Origin of the sequence: Streptomyces sp. CB02400 (assembly GCF_001905725.1) — a bacterium.
GTDB classification, from domain to species: Bacteria; Actinomycetota; Actinomycetes; order Streptomycetales; family Streptomycetaceae; genus Streptomyces; species Streptomyces atrovirens.
This window is the reverse complement of the sequence record NZ_LIWB01000030.1, coordinates 1-17,569: the sequence shown is the minus strand read 5'-3', so window position 1 is coordinate 17,569 and position 17,569 is coordinate 1. Positions and strand designations below refer to the sequence as shown.

General features: G+C 72.1%; 14 protein-coding genes and 2 pseudogenes. 7 read left to right on the top strand and 9 right to left on the bottom strand.

The annotated features are described in order from the left end of the window. Positions 1 to 26 precede the first annotated feature (26 nt). The 3 genes and pseudogenes from AMK33_RS38695 (at position 27) to nhaA (ending at position 4,227) form a co-directional block, all read left to right on the top strand. Positions 27 to 1,283, top strand: coding sequence for a glycoside hydrolase family 1 protein (locus AMK33_RS38695; RefSeq protein WP_073937936.1), 1,257 nt, complete (start codon positions 27 to 29; stop codon positions 1,281 to 1,283). 74 nt (positions 1,284 to 1,357) lie between these two features. Further along, positions 1,358 to 2,084 (top strand): annotated as a pseudogene (locus AMK33_RS38690) (peptidase dimerization domain-containing protein); the annotation flags it as partial. Between the two features lie 265 nt (positions 2,085 to 2,349). After that, positions 2,350 to 4,227, top strand: coding sequence for a Na+/H+ antiporter NhaA (gene nhaA, locus AMK33_RS38685; RefSeq protein ID WP_201263163.1), 1,878 nt, complete (start codon positions 2,350 to 2,352; stop codon positions 4,225 to 4,227). A 36-nt stretch (positions 4,228 to 4,263) separates the two neighbouring features. Here the strand turns inward: nhaA and AMK33_RS38680 are convergent, their stop codons facing one another. From AMK33_RS38680 to AMK33_RS38670, 3 genes are all read right to left on the bottom strand, one after another. Continuing rightward, positions 4,264 to 5,250 carry an RNA polymerase sigma-70 factor gene (locus tag AMK33_RS38680; protein ID WP_079195155.1) on the bottom strand — a complete coding sequence of 329 codons (987 nt, stop codon included), beginning with the start codon at positions 5,248 to 5,250 and terminating at the stop codon, positions 4,264 to 4,266. Between the two features lie 106 nt (positions 5,251 to 5,356). After that, entirely contained in the window at positions 5,357 to 6,526 is a 1,170-nt protein-coding gene (locus AMK33_RS38675) for a cellulose-binding domain-containing protein (protein ID WP_073937934.1), read from the bottom strand. Positions 6,527 to 6,664: 138 nt separating this feature from the next. Beyond that, positions 6,665 to 8,035: a cellulase family glycosylhydrolase gene (locus AMK33_RS38670; RefSeq protein ID WP_073937933.1), complete on the bottom strand. Its 1,371-nt coding sequence runs from the start codon at positions 8,033 to 8,035 to the stop codon at positions 6,665 to 6,667. A gap of 314 nt (positions 8,036 to 8,349) precedes the next feature. Between AMK33_RS38670 and AMK33_RS38665 the strand changes: the two genes are divergently transcribed. Then, a complete protein-coding gene (locus AMK33_RS38665; protein WP_073937932.1) occupies positions 8,350 to 8,838 on the top strand; it encodes a carboxymuconolactone decarboxylase family protein in 489 nt (162 codons plus the stop codon). Positions 8,839 to 8,970: 132 nt separating this feature from the next. Here the strand turns inward: AMK33_RS38665 and AMK33_RS38660 are convergent, their stop codons facing one another. From AMK33_RS38660 to AMK33_RS38650, 3 genes are all read right to left on the bottom strand, one after another. Beyond that, positions 8,971 to 9,303, bottom strand: coding sequence for a deoxyxylulose-5-phosphate synthase (locus AMK33_RS38660; RefSeq protein ID WP_073937931.1), 333 nt, complete (start codon positions 9,301 to 9,303; stop codon positions 8,971 to 8,973). A gap of 131 nt (positions 9,304 to 9,434) precedes the next feature. After that, entirely contained in the window at positions 9,435 to 10,904 is a 1,470-nt protein-coding gene (locus AMK33_RS38655; protein ID WP_073937930.1) for an aldehyde dehydrogenase family protein, read from the bottom strand. 29 nt (positions 10,905 to 10,933) lie between these two features. Then, entirely contained in the window at positions 10,934 to 11,680 is a 747-nt protein-coding gene (locus AMK33_RS38650; protein ID WP_073937929.1) for an aquaporin, read from the bottom strand. Positions 11,681 to 11,889: 209 nt separating this feature from the next. Between AMK33_RS38650 and AMK33_RS38645 the strand changes: the two genes are divergently transcribed. The 3 genes from AMK33_RS38645 (at position 11,890) to AMK33_RS38635 (ending at position 14,715) form a co-directional block, all read left to right on the top strand. After that, complete coding sequence (locus AMK33_RS38645) at positions 11,890 to 13,581, top strand: IclR family transcriptional regulator domain-containing protein (RefSeq protein WP_073937928.1); 1,692 nt, start codon at positions 11,890 to 11,892, stop codon at positions 13,579 to 13,581. A gap of 256 nt (positions 13,582 to 13,837) precedes the next feature. Next, positions 13,838 to 14,416 carry an RNA polymerase sigma factor gene (locus AMK33_RS38640; protein ID WP_073937927.1) on the top strand — a complete coding sequence of 193 codons (579 nt, stop codon included), beginning with the start codon at positions 13,838 to 13,840 and terminating at the stop codon, positions 14,414 to 14,416. Next, the gene (locus AMK33_RS38635; protein WP_073937926.1) at positions 14,413 to 14,715 is read left to right on the top strand and encodes a hypothetical protein; all 303 of its coding nucleotides are present in this window, start codon (positions 14,413 to 14,415) and stop codon (positions 14,713 to 14,715) included. The genes AMK33_RS38640 and AMK33_RS38635 overlap by 4 nt, the downstream gene beginning before the upstream one ends. A gap of 215 nt (positions 14,716 to 14,930) precedes the next feature. On the opposite strand, the gene AMK33_RS38630 is transcribed toward AMK33_RS38635, so the two are convergent. The 3 genes and pseudogenes from AMK33_RS38630 to AMK33_RS44490 all read right to left on the bottom strand — a co-directional run. Further along, on the bottom strand, positions 14,931 to 16,430 hold the full coding sequence (locus tag AMK33_RS38630) for a competence protein CoiA (protein WP_235618336.1): 1,500 nt from the start codon (positions 16,428 to 16,430) through the stop codon (positions 14,931 to 14,933). 150 nt (positions 16,431 to 16,580) lie between these two features. Further along, positions 16,581 to 16,892, bottom strand: a complete 312-nt coding sequence (locus AMK33_RS44495) for a DUF1998 domain-containing protein (RefSeq protein WP_268817400.1) — start codon at positions 16,890 to 16,892, stop codon at positions 16,581 to 16,583. Between the two features lie 69 nt (positions 16,893 to 16,961). Next, a pseudogene (locus AMK33_RS44490) lies at positions 16,962 to 17,569 on the bottom strand (DEAD/DEAH box helicase); the annotation flags it as partial.

Here is a 17,569-nt window from a genome sequence, read left to right as displayed (position 1 = left end):
CCTGAACCAGTGCAAGGAACACACACATGACCCACACCAGCCTGCCCGACACCTTCCTGTGGGGCGTCGCCACCGCGGGACACCAGAACGAAGGCGACAACAGCGCCAGTGACACCTGGTTCCTGGAGCACACGACGCCCTCCCTGTTCCGTGAACCGAGCGGTCCGGCGTGCCGCGGTTACCAGCGGTGGGAGACGGACCTCGACCTGGCCGCCGGACTCGGGCTCAACGCCTTCCGGTTCTCCGTCGAATGGGCCCGCGTCGAACCCGAACGCGGAGTCGTCTCCGCCGAGGCCCTCGACCACTACGAGCGCAAGGTCGACGGCTGTCTCGAACGCGGTCTCGCCCCCGTCGTGACGTTCAGCCACTTCACCGCCCCGCACTGGTTCGCCGCGGCCGGTTCCTGGACCGCCGCCGACGCCCCCGCCCGCTTCGCCGAGCAGTGCGACCGCGTCATGGCGCGCTTCGGCGACCGTGTCTCCCACGCCGTCACCCTGAACGAACCCAACCTGGAACAGTTGCTCCAGGCGGGCGCGAAGCTCCCGGCCGAGGCCGAGACGCTCAAGACCCGGATGCTCGAAGCCGCCGCACACGCCGCCGGGAGCGCCACCTACGCCAGTGCGAACGTCATCCCCGCCCACCGGCAGGACGAGTTCCAGGCCGCGTTCACCCGGGCGCACCGGGCCGCCCGCGACGCGGTCAAGGCCCGCCGCGGCGACCTGCCCGTCGGCGTCTCCATCGCCATCGCCGACGAAGTGGCCCTCCCCGGCGGTGAGGAACGCCGGGACGCCAAGCGCGCCGCCGTCTACGACCACTGGCTGCGCGAGGCACGCCACGACGACTTCATCGGCGTGCAGAACTACGAGCGGATCGTCCACGGCCCCGACGGCGAGGTGACGCCCGACGGCGAACGCAACGGGATGGGCACCGTCATCGAGCCGGCATCCCTCGCGGGCGCCGTGCGCTACGCCCATGAGATGTCCGGGGTGCCGGTCCTCGTCACCGAACACGGCATCCAGACCCCGGACGACGCACAGCGCGCCGCCTTCGTCCCCGCCGCCGTCGAACACCTCGCGGCCGAGGTGCGCGCGGGGACGCCCGTCCTCGGGTACTGCCACTGGACGCTCATGGACAACTTCGAGTGGATCTTCGGATACGGCGCCCGGCTCGGGCTCCACGAGGTCGACCGCGACACCTTCGAGCGCCGTCCGAAGCCGAGCGCGAGGGCGTACGCGGAGGTGGTGCGACGCCATCGGGGGCCGCGCGCCGGCGCCCCGAGCTGAGACGGCGCGGCACGGGGCAGGGAGGCCGGTATGAGTTCCCAGCCCGCGCCGCTGCTCGCGCTCGGCCTGACCGGCGCGTCCTGCCCTGTCCCACCGGTTGTGTCGGCACCCGTACGGGGCCTTCCTGTCCGCCGCGGACAGTCCGCGCGTCACCGTCCACGGACGCGGGGCGCACGGCTCGATGCCGCAGGCGGTGGTCGACCCCGTGGTGGCGGCGGCCATGATCGTCGTACGTCTGCGGACCGTCGTCCGCCGGGAGCCGACCGCCGCCACCCCCGCCGTGGTGACGGTGGGCAGCGTCCGCGCCGGCAGCGGCCCCGACGTCATCCCGGACCGGGCCGTCGTCGAGCTCGACGTCCGCACCTACGACGACGCCGCGCACACGCACGTCCTGGGCGCGATCGAGCGGATCGTCGGGGCCGAGTGCGAGGCGTCCCGCTCCCCCAGCCCCCCGAGATCGAACGCACCGCCTCCTTCCCGCCCACCGCCAACGACGAGGAGCCGGCCCGGCGCGTCGCGGACGCCTTCGCCGCGTACTTCGGCGACGACGCGCACACCGTCGAACCGCAGACCGCCGGCGAGGACATGAGCGGGATCCCCCGGGCGTCCGGGGCGCCGTTCACCTACTGGGTGATCGGCGGCACCGACCCGGAGCGCTACGCCGAGGCCGCGAGGAACGGGACCGTCGCCGAGGACGTCCCGGTCGACCACAGCGCCGGCTTCGCGCCCGTCGTCCAGCCGACCCTGGACACCGGAATCGCCGCGCTGACGGTGGCCGCCCTGGCCTGGCCCGGCGGCTGAGCCGCCTCCGGCCTCCCTTCATGAGCCGAACGGCGCAACAGTCGGTTACTCCAGGTGCCCAGAGGCCAACGGAACGCGACGATCGAGTGAGGAGAGACAGGAAGGACACCCATGCACCACGCACCGCGCGGGTCCCTGGCCGCTGTGATCGCCCCGGTCCTCGGCGCGTCACTTCCCGTCGACGCCGCCCGACCCGCCTCCGGCGCGTTCTCCCGCTGAAAAGCCCCCGCCCGGGCGGAGCAGGCGGCCAGGAAGGGGGACACCTGTGACACGCGCGGAGAACGCCCCGCCCTCCCAGACCAGGGCCCGGCGGCGTTCGCTGGCGGCCCAGCTCGCCGATCCGGTACGCACCTACCTGACCACCGAAGCGGGCAGCGCCGGGCTGCTCCTGGCGGCTGTCGTGGTGGCCCTGGGGTGGGCCAACTCGCCCTGGTCCGGGGGGTACGAGTCGCTCTGGGCGACCGAGGCGTCCATGTCGCTCGGCGACGCCGGACTCTCCATGGACCTGGGGCACTGGGTGAGCGACGGCCTGATGGCCCTCTTCTTCTTCGTCGTCGGCCTGGAGGTCCGCTACGAGTCCTCGGTCGGCTCGCTGGCCGGCCGCCGCCGCGTGCTGCTCCCGGCCGCGGCCGGTATCGGTGGCATGGTCGTTCCGGTGCTGTTCTACCTGGCGATCGCTCCCTGGGGCGAGGCCGGCGGCGGCTGGGGCACGGTCATCGGCACCGACACGGCCTTCATGCTCGGGGCGCTCGCCGTGGTGGGGCCCCGGTTCGTCACCCAACTGCGGGTCTTCCTGCTGGCCGTCACCGTCATCGACGACATCGTGGCGGTCAGTGTGATCGGCCTGGTCTACTCGGACACGGTCCGCCTGCTGCCCCTGCTGGTGGCACTCGCCCTCTGCGCGGTCCTCGCCGCGCTGACCCCGCTGGGTGCCTGGCGCGCGGCACCGTACCTCCTCGTCGTTCTCGTGCTGTGGCTCGCCACCCTCGCATCCGGTCTCCACGCCTCCATCGCCGGCATGCTCGGCGGTCTCCTCATCCCCGCCCACGCCCCCGCGCCCGAGGCCGTGGACCGCGCCACCCGGCTCGCCCGCGCCTTCCGCCAGTCGCCCCGCGCCGATGTGGGGCTGTCGGCACGCGTGGGACTGCAACGGGCGGTCTCGGTCAACGAGCGGCTGCAGCTGATGCTGCACCCCTGGGCGAGCTATGTGGTCGTCCCGCTGTTCGCCCTGGCCAACGCCGGTATCGACCTGCGCGGGGGCGTCCTGGGGAGTGCCCTGTCCTCCCGGCTCACCTGGGCCGTCGTCGCCGGCCTCGTGGCCGGAAAACTCCTGGGCGTGTGGGGCGGAACCTGGCTCGGCACCCGCCTCCGCCTGGGAAAGCTCCCCCAGGGGGTGGGGCCGGGACACGTCGTGGGCGGTGCCGTGCTGTCCGGGATCGGCTTCACCGTCTCCCTGCTGATCGCCGGTCTCGCCTTCGACGACCCGGTCCTGCGCGACCAGGCGGTCGTCGGTGTCCTGCTGGCCGCCGTGCTCGCCACCGCCCTGGGGTGGCTCGCGTTCCACCTCGCCGCCGTCCTGCGCGGCGAGACGGACGCCGACCTGCCCCGTACCCTCGCCCGCCCGGTCGACCCGGCCACGGACCACATCACCGGCCCCGCGGACGCGCCCCTCACCCTGGTGGAGTACGGCGACTTCGAATGCCCCTACTGTGCCCGCGCCACCGGCGTCACCAAGGAGCTGCGGGAGCGCTTCGGCGACCGGTTCCGTTATGTCTTCCGGCATCTGCCGCTCCCCGATGTCCACCCGCATGCCGTGCTCGCCGCACGGGCGGCCGTCGCCGCCGGCGCGCAGGGGCGCTTCTGGCAGATGCACGACCTGCTGTACGAGCACCAGGACCGGCTGGAGTTCGAGGACATCGCCGCGTACGCCATCGAGATCGGACTCGACGTGGAGCGCTTCCTCGAGGACATCGACGACGAGGAGACCGCCGAGCGGGTACGGGCCGACGCGGCCGGCGCCGAGGCCAGTGGTGCCCGCGGCACACCGACCTTCTTCGTCGGCGACCGGCGGCACACCGGGCCGTACGACGCGGAGACGCTCGCCGGCGAGCTCGAGAGATCCGCGTCCCACGGCTCGTCCTGAACCCGCCGTCGCCGGCCCGTCCCGGTGCCCGCGCGCTCAGCGGCGCAGGGCGGTCTCGCTCTCCATGTGCGACAGCTTCTCGGGGTTGCGGACGGCGTAGAGGCCGGTGATGCGGCCGTCGTCGACGCGCACCGCGAGAACGGTGTCGAGCACGCCGTCGAGCCCGACGATCAGCGCGGGGCGGCCGTTGACCTCCGCCGGCCGCAGCGACACCTCGGCGGTGAGCCTGCCCAGTCCGGCCCGCAGCAGGCGGGCCACCTTGTCGGCTCCCACGACGGGCTTGAGGACGGCCTGCTTGACGCCGCCGCCGTCGCCCAGGAGGACGACATCCGGCGCGAGGACGTCGAGCAGGCCCTGCAGATCGCCCGTCTCGACCGCCCGCCGGAAGGCGTCGAGGGCGTCCCGTGTCTCGGCCGGTGACACGGCCCCGCGCGGCCGGCGTGCCGCGACGTGCGCCCGTGCCCGGTGCGCGATCTGGCGCACCGCGGCCGGGCTCTTGTCGACGGCTTCGGCGATCTCGTCGTACTCGAGGCCGAACACCTCGCGCAGCACGAACACCGCCCGCTCGGTGGGGGCGAGCGTCTCCAGCACCAGCAGCATCGCCATCGAGACGCTGTCGGCGAGCTCGACGTCCTCGGCCACATCGGGTGCGGTGAGCAGCGGTTCGGGGAGCCAGGAGCCGACGTAGGACTCCTTGCGGCGGCCGAGCGTGCGCAGTCTGCTCAGCGCCTGCCGGGTGGTGATCCGTACGAGGTACGCCCGCCGGTCCCGCACCGCGGCGAGGTCGACGCCCGCCCAGCGCAGCCAGGTCTCCTGCAGCACGTCCTCCGCGTCGGCGGCCGAGCCGAGCATCTCGTAGGCGACGGTGAACAGCAGGTTGCGGTGGGCGACGAACGCCTCGGTCGCGGCGTCCACGTCCCCTGTCGGTTCCTCTGTCCGCGCGCTCTTCACCGGCTGCTCCCGCCTGCTCGTCCTCCACGGTCCCCTGCACACAGGACGCCGGCCGCCGCGGTTCTGTGACATGTGCGGAAAGGGCCCGCCCGGAACACGGCCGTCCGCCCGGTGTCCGGCCGTGTTCCGACCGGGACGCCGGGGCGGGCGCCGGCCGGGAGTCCCGGCCGAGGGGCTGTCAGCAGCCGATGGGGGCGGAGCCGACGGCCACGTCGTCGAACCACAGCGTGTCGTCGCCCGTCCCGTAGCTCTCCCAGCCCAGTCGCAGGGCGGTGGGACGGGGCGGGGTGGTACGGGCGAGCCATTGCCGGTCGATGTCCTGCGTCGGCACACCGTCGGCGTGCAGGCCCGGAATCTGCTCGTCGCCGAGCCAGGTGTCGAGTCCGGGGGCCGTCGTGTCGATCGCGAAACGCAGGCACTGCCAGCTTCCCGTCGGCAGCGGCCTGCTCAGCGCCACGCCGGCCGGGCTCTGCGCCGGCAGGGTGGCGTCGTCGCTCTCCCGGTTCCACTGCAGGGCGCCGTTCTGGCCGCCGACGCGCAGGCTCCGCCCGCTCTGGGAGGAGTCGGGCAGGGACACGAAGGTGACGTGGGCGGAGGGGAGCGCGGTGGTGTGCCTCACCCACATGCGTACGTGCATCACCGGACCGACCGAGGACAGGTCCGCGGTGGCGGCGACGAAGGCGTGGTTGCAGTAGCCGGCCCGGCCGTCGACCCGCAGCGACCGGCTGCCGCTGTGCGCGACGGCGGTGTCCACGGCGGCCGTCCCGGTGCCCTGGCAGTCGGGTGCGGTGAAGCGCCAGTCGCCGGACGGGGCGGAGCCGGTCTGGTCCTCGAAGTCCGAGCAGATCACCGCGCTGCCGCAGTCGGCGCTCGGCGGCGGGGTCGTGGGCGGTGGGGTGGTGGGGGGCGTGGTCGGCGGCGTGGTGCCGTCACCTCCGCACGGCACGCCGTTGAGGGCGAAGTCGCTCGGTGCGGGGTCGGCCGAACGCCAGGTCCCCTGCAGGCCGAACTCGGCGGCGCCTCCCGTGGGCAGTGCGCCGTTCCAGCTCGTACTGGTGGCGACGACGGACCCGCCGGTCTGGGTGACGGTCGCGTTCCACGCCGAGGTCACCTGCTGGTCGCCGGTGTAGGTCCAGCTCAGCCGCCAGCCGTCGAGCGCCGGACCGAGGTTGGTGACCTTGATCTGTGCGGTGTAGCCGTCGGCCCACTTGTTCACGGTGTAGTCGACCCGGCAGCCGGTCTCCGCACCGCTCGCGGGCAGCACCGTGAGGGCGGACGCCGACAGCACGGCCGCGGTGAGGACCGCGGTCCAGGGCCGACGCGGTAATCGGGCGAGAAGGGAGCGCACTTGTGCCTCCGGGGCAGGGGGTGAGGGGTGGGGGTGGGACGTACGAGGTGCGAAAGCGTGATGGGAGCGCTCCCAATCGGTGGGACGGGGGTCCGGCCGACGGGACGGGGGTCCGGTCGGCCGGACCCCCGTCGAAGGTCAGCCCGTGGGGAAGGCGTCAGGAGTGCTGATCCGGCTCTTGAGCAGCGCACCGGACTCGGTCAGCACGCCGCTGCCGCTGTAGTCGGTGCCGTCACAGGTGCCGGGCCTGAACGCCGCACTGCCCTCGTCGGCGTCGGAGTAGGTCCAGTTCGCGTAGCTGATCTTCAGCTGGTCGAGCAGGTCCAGCCAGGCCGTGCTGCTCGCCCGGTCCACCGCTCCACCGCCGGTGGCGCTCACCGTGCCGAACTCGGAGACGAACAACGGCAGTCGGGAGGCCGCCCGGCTCACCGTGGCACGGTAGTTGTCCTTGTGGCTCGCGGCGTAGAAGTGGAACGCGTACATGATGTTGGTGGCGTTGACGGGGTTGTCGACGACCTCGCTCTCATTGGAGCCGTCCGAGACTCCCAGCGAGGACCAGCCGCGGGTGCCGACGATGACGACGGCGTCCGGGTCGGCGGCCCGGATCACCGGGATGACCTGCTCGGCGTAGCTCTTGACGGCCCCCCAGCTCACACCGTTGGGCTCATTGGCGATCTCGTAGATCACGTTGTTCTTGTCGGCGTTGCGGGCGGCGACGGAGGCGAAGAACGTCTTCGCGCGGTCGAGGTTGAAGTTCGGGTCGCCCGGCGTGAGGGTGTGGAAGTCGATCACGGCGTACATGCCACGGGCCTCGGCCATGTCCACGAGGCCGTTCACGCGGCCGGTGAAGCCCGCGGGGTCGGTCTCGTAACCGTCCTCCTGCACGTACATGGCGATGCGCAGCAGGTCCGACCGCCAGTCCTCCGCGAGCGCGTCCAGGGACGCGGTGTTGTAGCACTGGCTGAACCACTGGATGCCGTGGGTGCTCATGCCGCGCAGCTGGATGGGGCGGTCGTACTGATTGCACAGGTTCACTCCGCAGACGTGCAGCTGTCCGTTGATGTCCACGGGGGTGCCGTCGTCCGGGGTGGGCGGGGGCTCTTCGACGGAGCCCGTACAGGCGACGCCGTTGAGCGTGAACGCCGTGGGCCGAGGGTTGGCGCCCGTGAAGGAGCCGGTGAATCCCACGTCGACGGTCGCGCCGGTGGCCAGTGTGCGGTTCCAGTCGACAGCGGTGGCGGTGACCGTGGAGCCGGACTGCGACCAGGTGGCGTTCCAGCCCTGGGCGACCTTCTGCCCGGCGTCCGGCATGGTGAACCCGAGCGTCCACCCGGAGACGGGGTCGCCCAGGTTGGTGATCTTCACTCCGGCCTGGAAGCCGCCCTGCCACTGACTGGCCACCGTGTAGTCGACCCTGCAGCCGGTGGCGGCCGCCGCCTGCGGACCGGACAGTGCCGTGAGGCCCAGGACCGTCGCACAGGTCGCCAGTAAGGCCAAAAAGCGTTTCAAAGCGTTCCTCCTCGTGCGATGCGAACTCGTGCGATAACTCGCGCCATGCGAGCACAGCGTGGTGCAGCGCGATGGGAGCGCTCCCAAAACCCATCGGCCCGAGACCGTACACCGACGCGTCGACGCGCGGTAGCCATGTGACGGCCGAAGAATGCTGCGCCGTGGGCGACTGCCGCTCACACGGAGGCGTCCGGACCCGTCGACGTGAACGGTGGCGCACGTCACACCTCCCTCCTGTCACAGGGAGCGGGTGGCCGGCATCTCGTGTTCAGCCCAGCTCAACACCGCGAATGAGCACGAGTGAGGACGAAGCCATGGATACCCGATTCAACCTGTTCGAGAACGAGCTCGCCGCCAGGTTCGCCAAGCGGTTCGCCGGCGCGGCCCTGGTGATCCACGACTCGCCGCTGCCGAAGTCCACCCAGGAGCTGGTGTCACTGCGCGCCAGCCAGATCAACGGCTGCGGCCACTGCGTCGACATGCACGTCAAGGAGGCCGCGGCCGCCGGTGAGAGCGCGGTCCGGCTCCACCTGGTCGCCACCTGGCGCGAGTCCACCGTGTTCACCGAGGCCGAGCAGGCGGCACTGGCCCTCGCCGAGGAGGGCACCCGCCTCGCCGACGCCTCCGAGGGCGTCTCCGACGAGACCTGGGCCCGGGTACGCAAGCACTACGACGACGACCAGACCGCCGCGCTGGTCACCCTGGTCGCCCTGATCAACGCGGCCAACCGGCTCGCGGTGATCACCCACCAGAAGGGCGGCTCGTACGAGGCGGGCATGTTCGCGGCGGCGGTCAAGAGCTGACCGGAGGACGCCTCGGACCGGTCCGGGAGCGTGTGCCCCGGGCCGGTCGCCCGGTCGGCCCGCCGCGGGACGCGCGACGCCCGTCCGTCCTCGTCGGTGGCCGCACGAGCCGCACCACGTGCGGATCTCCCGTCACGGCACCTCGTGGCGCACGAGCGCCTCGGCGAAGGGCTCACCGGTACGGCGGGCGTACGCCATCCGCTCACGCACCTCCCGCAGTGTGCGTGGACGGTACCCGGGCCCGCCGCAGCAGCTCTTGTGGAAGTGGACCCCCGCGTGCAGGAGGACGGACAGCACCCTCCAGGCCTCGGTGTCCCGGCGCGCAGGAGGTGCGAAGGCCGACCCCACGTGGACCAGCGGCTCCGCACAGCGGGGACAGGCCCGGTGTGGCCTGTCCCCGTCGTAGGGCTGCTTGTACGAGGCCCGGCAGGGCAGACAGACATAGGAGGTCTTCGCGTGGCCCATGCCGTCAGAGTAGGCGGCGACCGGCCGGGATCTCGACCGAATTCGGGCGCCCGGACCCTCCCCCACCACGTCACGACGTACGCGCCCGGCCGGCCGGTGGTCCGCCGTCCGGCCGGCCGGGCGCCCGTCCGTCAGATCGGGAAGTGCGCGTGTCCCCTGACCTGCGCCGTGACCCAGCGGGTGTCGGTGAAGGCCTCGGCGCCGGCCTGGCCGCCGAAGCGGCCGTAGCCGGAGCTCTTCACGCCGCCGAAGGGGGCCTGCGGTTCGTCGGCGATGGACTGGTCGTTGACGTGGACGATGCCGGTACGCAGCCGGCCGGCGACCTCCAGTCCCTTGGCCAGGTCCTCGGTGATGACGCCCGCGGTGAGCCCGTACGGGGTGTCGTTGGCGAGCGCGACGGCCTCGTCGGTGCTGTCGACGGCGTGGACGACGGTCGCCGGGCCGAAGATCTCGTCGTAGTAGATCTTCATGTCCTTGGTGACCCCGGTGAGGACGACCGGACGGATCAGTGTGCCCGGTTCCTCGATCTCGCCGGTGCCCGCGGCCAGTTCGGCGCCCCGGGAGACCGCGTCCGCGACGAGTGACGCGACCCGGCGGGCGGCGGCCTCGTTCACGACCGGGCCGACCGCCGTGCCCGGGTCGCTCGGGTCGCCGCAGGGCAGTGCCCGGACGCGGGCGGCGAACTTGGCGGTGAACTCGTCGGCGACCGAACGGTGGACGATGACCCGGTCCACGCACATGCAGATCTGGCCCGCGTTCATGAAGGAACCGAAGACCGCGGCGTCCACCGCGTAGTCGACGTCCGCGTCCTCCAGTACCAGCAGGGGGTTCTTGCCGCCGAGTTCGAGGACGGCGGGCTTGAGGTGCCGGGCGGCCTGGACGCCGATGGTGCGGCCGACCTCCGTGGAGCCGGTGAAGTTGACCATCCGCACCCGGGGGTCGGCGATCAGCGCGGAGACCACCTCGGCGGCGTCGGCGCGGTCGTTGGTGACGACGTTGAGCACGCCCGCCGGCAGCCCCGCCTCGTGCAGGACGTCGGAGATCAGCAGGCCGCAGGCGATCGGCGCGTCCTCGCTGGGCTTCATCACCACGGTGTTGCCCATCGCGATCGGCAACGCCACCGCGCGGACACCGAGGATGACCGGCGCGTTCCACGGCGAGATCGCGGCGATCACCCCCTTGGGCACCCGCACCTGCGTGGAGTGGACGCCGTCGGCGTCGGTGGCGAGGATCTCGCCGGTCGGGCGGCTGACCTCGGCCGCCGCCTCCAGCAGGATGTCGGCGGCCAGGTGGGCGTTGAAGCCCGCCCAGGGGGCGGCGCCGCCGACCTCCGTGGCCATCAGCCGTACGACCTCCTCGGCGCGCTCGGCCATCAGCTGCGCGGCGCGCAGGAGGATCCGGCGGCGTTCGGCCGGCTTGGTCGCGGCCCACGCCTCGAACGCGGCGTCGGCGGCGTCCACGGCACGGCGTACGTCGTCCGGGGTGCCCGCGGCGACCTCCGCGCAGACGGCGCCGGTCCAGGGGTTGGTGTCGGTCGCGGTGCGGCCGGAGGAGGCGGGGACCTCCTGGCCGTTGATGATCAGTCCTCGGGAGATGGACACGGGGTGCTCCTGACAGTGGATGTGAGGGCTCAGGCCTCGGCGGGCGTGGGGGCGGGGGCGGCGGCCCGGCGGGTGCGCAGGGCGCGGTGGGCGAGGCCGACGAGGGCCGGGGCGACCACCGGCGCGATCATGTAGTTCCAGAAGTGTTCGTACGTACCGGAGAGCAGGGCCGGGCCGAAGGCACGCGCCGGGTTGATGCTCGCGCCGGTCACGGTGCCCAGGGTCGCGACGACCACGCCCACGCCGACACCGATGGCCGCCGGGATCAGCGCCCCCAGGGCGGGCCTGGTCATCACCAGCGCCACCGCGGTGAACACCGCGGCGAGCGCGGCGCCCTCGACGAGGAACAGTTCGACCGTACCCGTCCCGGGTGCGGGGTGCACGGCCCCGTGCCCGACCTGGCGCACGGCCCCGCCCCACACCAGCCCGGCCAGCGCGGTGCCGGCCGCGGACCCGGCGAGCTGCGCGGTGACGTACGGGAGGACGGCGCGGGACGGGAAGAGACCGCTCGACCACAGGAAGACGGTGACGCCGGGGTGCATGTGGCCCCCGGATCTGCGGCCGGGCGGCGAGTACATCAGGCCCGCGATGAGCGCGGCGACCGCGACTCCCGCGACGGCGAACAGGGTCCCCGGGTCGCCGATCGCCAGCGGCGAGGCGGGGTGGGCCAGCCAGCGGATCAGGCTCACCACGGCGAAGAGAAGCACCGTGGTCAGCGCGAACTCGTACGCGCTGTGCCGGACGAGATCCGCGCGGCTCCGGGCGGAAGTGCTCATGGGAGTCCTCATCAGGGGAAGGGGCGGCCCGGCGGGATGCGTCCCGCAGCACACCGGGCCACTGTTTTTTCGCTGAGTGAACTTACTTTCATTGACCGAGTGCGCTGAGTGTGTGTGATCGCCGAGACGGCTGTCAATGGCCGGTAGCGTTCTCCTGGAGACGGGTACGGCCGCATGCGCCGGGAAGCCGACATACAGGAGGAAGTGCCATGGCGCCGGGCGTTTCGAGGGTGGCGGCGCCGGCGGCGTCCGCGCCGGCCGACTCCCCCGCGGAAGCCGCCGGGCCGCTGGAGCGCGGGCTGGCCGTGCTGCGGATCGTGGCGGACGCCCCCCACTCCGTGCGCCCGGGCGACCTCACGCGCGCGACCGGCCTGGCGCGTTCGACCGTCGACCGGATAGCCGCGACCCTGACCCACCTCGACCATCTGCGCACCGTGGGACGCGACCTCGTGCCCGCCCCGCGCCTGATGGAGTTCGGCAACGCCTACCTGCACGCGAGCGGCATGTCCCGCGCGCTGCGGCCGAGCCTCGACCGGCTGGCCCGCGCCCTCGACGAGTCGGTCTCGGCGATCGTCCTCGACGACTGCGACGCACGCATCGTCGGCAAGGCCGTCCCGCCCGGCCGGGTGATCCCCCTGGGTTTCCGCGTCGGCGACTTGCTGCCCGCCGAGCGCTGCGCGGCCGGTGCCGTACTCGCCACCGGATGGGGGCCCGACACGTACGAGGCGTGGCGGGCCCGCCGCGCCGCCGACCCCCTGGACGAGACCTTCCCGGCCGTTCCCGCGCGCCTCGCCGCTCCCGCCCCCGAGCGGACGGAGGCCGACTTCGCCGCCTGGACCGCGGCGGCCGACGCGGACGGCTGGGCGCTGGACGACCAGTTGGTCGCCCCGGGCCTGGTCGCACTGGCGGTCCCGGTACGCGACCCCGACGGCCGGCCCGTCTGCGCGATCAGCGTGCTGGCGCACACCAGCCGCCACAGCGGCGACGAACTGCGCGAGCACGCGCTGGCCACGATGACGGAGGAGGCCCTGCGCATAGCGGGCGAGCTGTACGACACCTCGAAGACGACCGCTGTGCCACCCGCCGCCCCCGCCTACGCCGACGCCAAGCCGGAACTGGGGCCGTCCTTCCTCCAGGCACTGGCCAGGGGCCTCGCCGTCCTGACCGCGCTCGGCCGGCAGCGCGGCGGCCTCACCCTCGCCGAGGCCGCCGAGGCCGCCGGACTCTCGTACCCCAGCACCCGCCGCAACCTGCTGACACTCCGTCAACTGGGTTACGTGGATCAGCTCGGCCGTCGCTTCCTGCCGTCCCCGCGCGTCCTGGAGCTCGGTTACGCACGGCTGTCCACCCTCACCCTCGCCGACATCGCCCAGCCCCATCTGACCGAACTGGCCGTACGCGTACGGGAGTCGGCCTCACTGGCGGTCCTCGACGGCACCGAGGTCCACTACGTGGCCCGGGCCGCCGCCCAGCAGATCACCAGCGCCCGGATCATGCCCGGCACACGACTGCCCGCGTACGCCACCTCGATGGGCCGGGTCCTGCTCGCGGACCTGCCCGAGGCGGACCGGCGGGAACGCGTCGACGCCTCACGCCCCCGGCCCCTGACCCCGCACACGCTCACCTCGCCCGACGCGCTCGCCGCCGCCCTGGACCGGGTCGCCCGTGAGGGACACGCCCTGGTCGAACAGGAGTTGGAGGCGGGACTGCGCTCCCTGGCCGTACCGGTCCGGGACCGGGACGGACGGGCCGTCGGAGCCGTGAACATCGCCCTGCACGCCGGCCCCGAGCCGCCCGAACACACCAGGGAAACCCTCCTCCCCGCGCTGCGCGCCTGCGCGGCCCGCATCGAGTCGGACCTGGCGGTCGCGTTCGCCGACGGTCCCGTACAGACGGGCTGACCGCTCCGTGCGGTCCGTCCTCACGTCGGCCGCAGCGGCGCTGAATCCTTTTCCGCCCCGACCGCCTCTTATCCGTGAACCGGCCGAGCGGGCCGGCGGACACCAGGAGGAACGAAGCATGACGATCGCGATCATCGCCGTGGCCGGTGTACTGCTGGTCTGCATGTGCAGCGTGACGTTGCTCAAGCGGAGGAACCGGAGCCGTGGTTGATCCGCGTTGGTCACGACGGCGGATCGACGGACACGAGCAGGACACATGAGCCGGAACTCCCCCTGGCCCGACGAACGGCTCGTCAAAGCCGCCCAGGACGGCAACATCAGTTCGCTGACCGCGGTGATCGTGGAGTCGCAGCCCCATGTGCGCAGGTTCGCGCTGTCGCTGTGCGCCACACCGCAGGACGCCGAGGACGCGGCTCAGGAAGCGCTGATCATCCTCTACCGGAAGATCGGCACGCTCCGCGCATCCGGCGCCCTGGCCTCCTGGATGTTCCGCATCGTGCGCAACGAATGCCTGCGGCACCTACGGCTGCTCGCCTCCGCATCCGCCTCCGCCTCCGTCGCCGAAGAGGCCGGCAGCGAGCCGGCGCCCTCCGCGGAGACCTCGGTGCTGCGGCGGCTGGACGCCGAGCGGATCGCTCTCGCGGTCAGCGGTCTCCCCCGCGACCAGCGGCAGGTGCTGATCATGAGGGACGTCCAGGGATATCCGGGCCGTCTCGTCGCGCAGTCGCTCGGCCTGAGCAACGCGGCCATGAAATCGAGGCTCCACCGGGCCCGGGCCGCCCTGCGGCAAGCCCTGGCGACCGATGAAGCAGCCGAAGGAGAGGCACTACCGTGAAGACAGCCGAAACCGGCAGGCCCGTCCGTGCGGAGGCGGACTTCGCCGGCTCCTCCGTCCCCCGGCACCTGCTGCGCGGTGTTCTGGGCTTCGGTCTGATCATCGGCTCGATCGCCCTGGTGCCCTTCGCCGGCCCCGCCGTCCTGCTGGCCGCTCCCCTGGGCCTGGTCGCCCTCCGCGGCTGCCCGGCCTGCTGGGTGATCGGCCTGGCGCAGACCATCTCCCGCGGCCGTCTGGAACGCAGTTGCGCGGACGGCGTCTGCACCCTGACGAAGGCGGGCGACGCTGCCTCGACGTGAACCACCTACCCGGCAGGGCAGCCCTCGGAAGGCATCGGCAACGGGCGAACTCCACGCACGCCCCGCACACCGCGACATCGAAGTGGCCGCCCATCCACTGATGCGCCATCAGAAAGTATCGTCTCCGGGATTCCGAGGGCCCGCGTCGCCCGAAGTCCTCTGACGCTCCGGCGGGTGCGCCGCAGCCTCCCGCGGATGCCGGACGGAGCGTGGGTTCACTGTGACGGCTTCCTCTTCTTGGGCTTCTCCCCGAGGCCCGGCAGCGGACGGGCGTCCCTCAGTGTGCCGCCCTTCTTCTTCGCCGGCGCCTTCTTCCCCGGATTCACCAGCGCCTGGCGCTTCCGCTTGCGTTTCGTCACCCCGCTGTTCAGCCAGTCGCGTGCCGTCCTCATCTCCTGCAGCAGCTTGGTGCGTTCGGGTTTCGGCAGGGTGACTATCGAGTCCTCCGCCTGTTCGAGAAGACCCACCACGAGCCTTCTGTCCCGCCTCTCTCGTGCACCGCGCAGAGCCTCAGAAAGTGGTGTGACCTCCAATACCGAGGCGCGGGCCTCGACATGGACGATGGTTCGCCGCGTCGCCGGCTCGGCTCTCTGCGTGGCGATCCGTCCGTCGGCGGTGAGCGCCAGACGCGCCGGAGCGGTGCGGGACGGCATTCCGTACACGGCGAACGCCCGGTCGGCCTCCCGCTGACACCAGCGCTTCAACACCTGTGCCGTGGCCGGTGTCCCGCCCCCGACAGCGGCGACGGCTTCCCTGATGTAGGGCGGCGGTTCGCCCGCGCCGGTTCTCAGAAGGGCCGACAGTAGCGGTGTGCCCTCTTCACCGGCCTGTTCCACGGCGATGAGCAGGCCGACCCGGTCCTGCGGAGAGACCCTCAGCAGGTCACTACCAGCCGTGCGGCACAGCGCCTCCCAGGTGGGCCGGGTCCGGAAGCGTGCGGCGCTGGTCAACGCTTCCCTCAGCGCACGGACCTGGTCGTCACGCGACCTCGGCGCCGCCGCGGTGCCTGCCGCATCGAGAGGTCGCGAGCCGGAGGTGCGGCGTCGCAGCTCGGCTCCTGGCACGCGCAGCCCTTCGGGAGTCATGACGCAGGCCCGGAGTGGCACCCATTCGGTGCTGTTCCGGGGGTCCTCCGCCCGGAGACGGATGTGCCGGGCCGCGCCGTGCGTCTCGAAGCGGAAACGAAGCAGATGTCCGTACTCGTCGCACAGTTCTTCCATGGTTTCCGGTTGCACTGTGCTCGGCCCGAAGACCCAGTCGAGGGTGGCCGCCTCACGCGTCAGCCGATCACGCGTGCTGGTCCACTCGGCATGAGAGAGCTCGCTGAACTGGAAGCGTACGTGCTGCTGCCCGCCGTTCCCGGCACGGAAGTCGACGGCGTCGCCGGGTCCGGACCCGAGATCGCGTGAGGTGGCACGTCCTTTGATCCCGAGTCCGCTGGTCCAGGCGGCGAGGTCGTCCTTGATGAAGAGGTGGTCGGCGCTGTTGGCGCCCGTGGCCGTGCGGTGGCAGGAGGTGTGCGGCCGGTGCGCGAAGTGACAGACCTTGTCCCGGTACAGGCGGTCGGAAAGCTCGTTGCCACAGCCACCGAGCTGAGTTCCGCACCAGTATGTGCAGGCACGGTGACCGCGGCGCCACCGCAGCAGTTCGTCGGCGTCCGTCGGCAGAATGATCGCGCGTCCCGAGTTCGGGCTCCCTATCACCGCGGTCTGCACGAGTCTGCTGTCCGGACCGCTCACTGCTTCCCCCGGGGACCGTCCGCGCCCACCGGGGGCGACGTCACACTGATCATTTTCGGCACCAGTATGTGATCTATAAACTCACTTCACAAGCTGTCCCCTATTTCATATTTCACCTTCATGCGGTCAGTTGCTAACTCTTGACAGGGCGCCTAGGAGCACCATGGCTTCGCGGCGGCTCAGCAGTTCGTGGAAGCGCTCGTTGCGGAAGGTCCGCAGGCATGCGTAGCAACTGCTCTCGGGGCCGCATTCACAGCCGTCCACCCGGTCGACCGCCGCTTCTACGACGGCTTCGAGATGCTCGCCGATACGGATCGTGTTACCCGCGCCGCCTGGCGTGGTATCGAAGAGCAGCGACGGCATGCCGTCGGTTCCGGTGTGGACCGTGCCGTCGATGTCGTCCCGGCTGATCTCCAGGTGGGTGGCCGCGCCTTCCAGCAGTGCGTAGAGGCCGGAACGCAGGGTTTCCTGCGTCGCGCTGAGGGCGGTGAGCGGGTCGAGGTGGATCTAGAGGAAGTCCGTCTGGTATCGGTGCGCGAGGGAGACGACCCGGAGCGGGCCGGTGCACTGCGCGTCCTTCAGCAGATGAGGGTGTGCCGCGCCCCGGGACGCCGCTCGCGCGTGCAGGCGGCCCCAGCCGCACCAGTCGCAGATCTCGTACCCGGCGCCGCCCGGCCCTTCCGAGACGACGACCATCTCGCCCCGGGCACCCGCCGACCAGGCCGTGGTGTGTCCGAACTCGAAGACAGCGGTTCCCTCGTGGACGTCCGCGGTGTCGGTGGACATGTGGACGTCGCCGTACCAGGAGCGGCGCGGCGGTGTCTGTCCCGGGCTGCGCTGGGGTCCGCGCGCGGCGACGAACCCGTAGACCGGCTCGACGTAACGGCGCGGCGCGGAGGTGGACAGCGTGCCGCAGGCGGTACAGATGGGATCGACGGGCTCGGTGGCCTCACCGTAACGGCCACAGGCGTCGCACACGGTGTAGTGACGACTGACCAGTTCACGGTCGGGCAGGCGGTAGACGCCCGCGGACGCCCACAGGCGGCCCCCCGCCACGATCTCGGCTCCCGGCGCGTACTCGTGGACGGCTGCACTTAGAGGTCGTTTTCTCCCGT

Bases quoted from the DNA above. Each gene is read 5' to 3' on its own strand.
- AMK33_RS38695 (WP_073937936.1), top strand. From the start codon at position 27: ATGACCCACACCAGCCTGCCCGACACCTTCCTGTGGGGCGTCGCCACC.
- AMK33_RS38680 (WP_079195155.1), bottom strand. From the start codon at position 5,250: ATGTCACAGAACCGCGGCGGCCGGCGTCCTGTGTGCAGGGGACCGTGG.
- AMK33_RS38665 (WP_073937932.1), top strand. From the start codon at position 8,350: ATGGATACCCGATTCAACCTGTTCGAGAACGAGCTCGCCGCCAGGTTC.
- AMK33_RS38660 (WP_073937931.1), bottom strand. From the start codon at position 9,303: ATGGGCCACGCGAAGACCTCCTATGTCTGTCTGCCCTGCCGGGCCTCG.
- AMK33_RS38650 (WP_073937929.1), bottom strand. From the start codon at position 11,680: ATGAGCACTTCCGCCCGGAGCCGCGCGGATCTCGTCCGGCACAGCGCG.
- AMK33_RS38645 (WP_073937928.1), top strand. From the start codon at position 11,890: ATGGCGCCGGGCGTTTCGAGGGTGGCGGCGCCGGCGGCGTCCGCGCCG.
- AMK33_RS38640 (WP_073937927.1), top strand. From the start codon at position 13,838: ATGAGCCGGAACTCCCCCTGGCCCGACGAACGGCTCGTCAAAGCCGCC.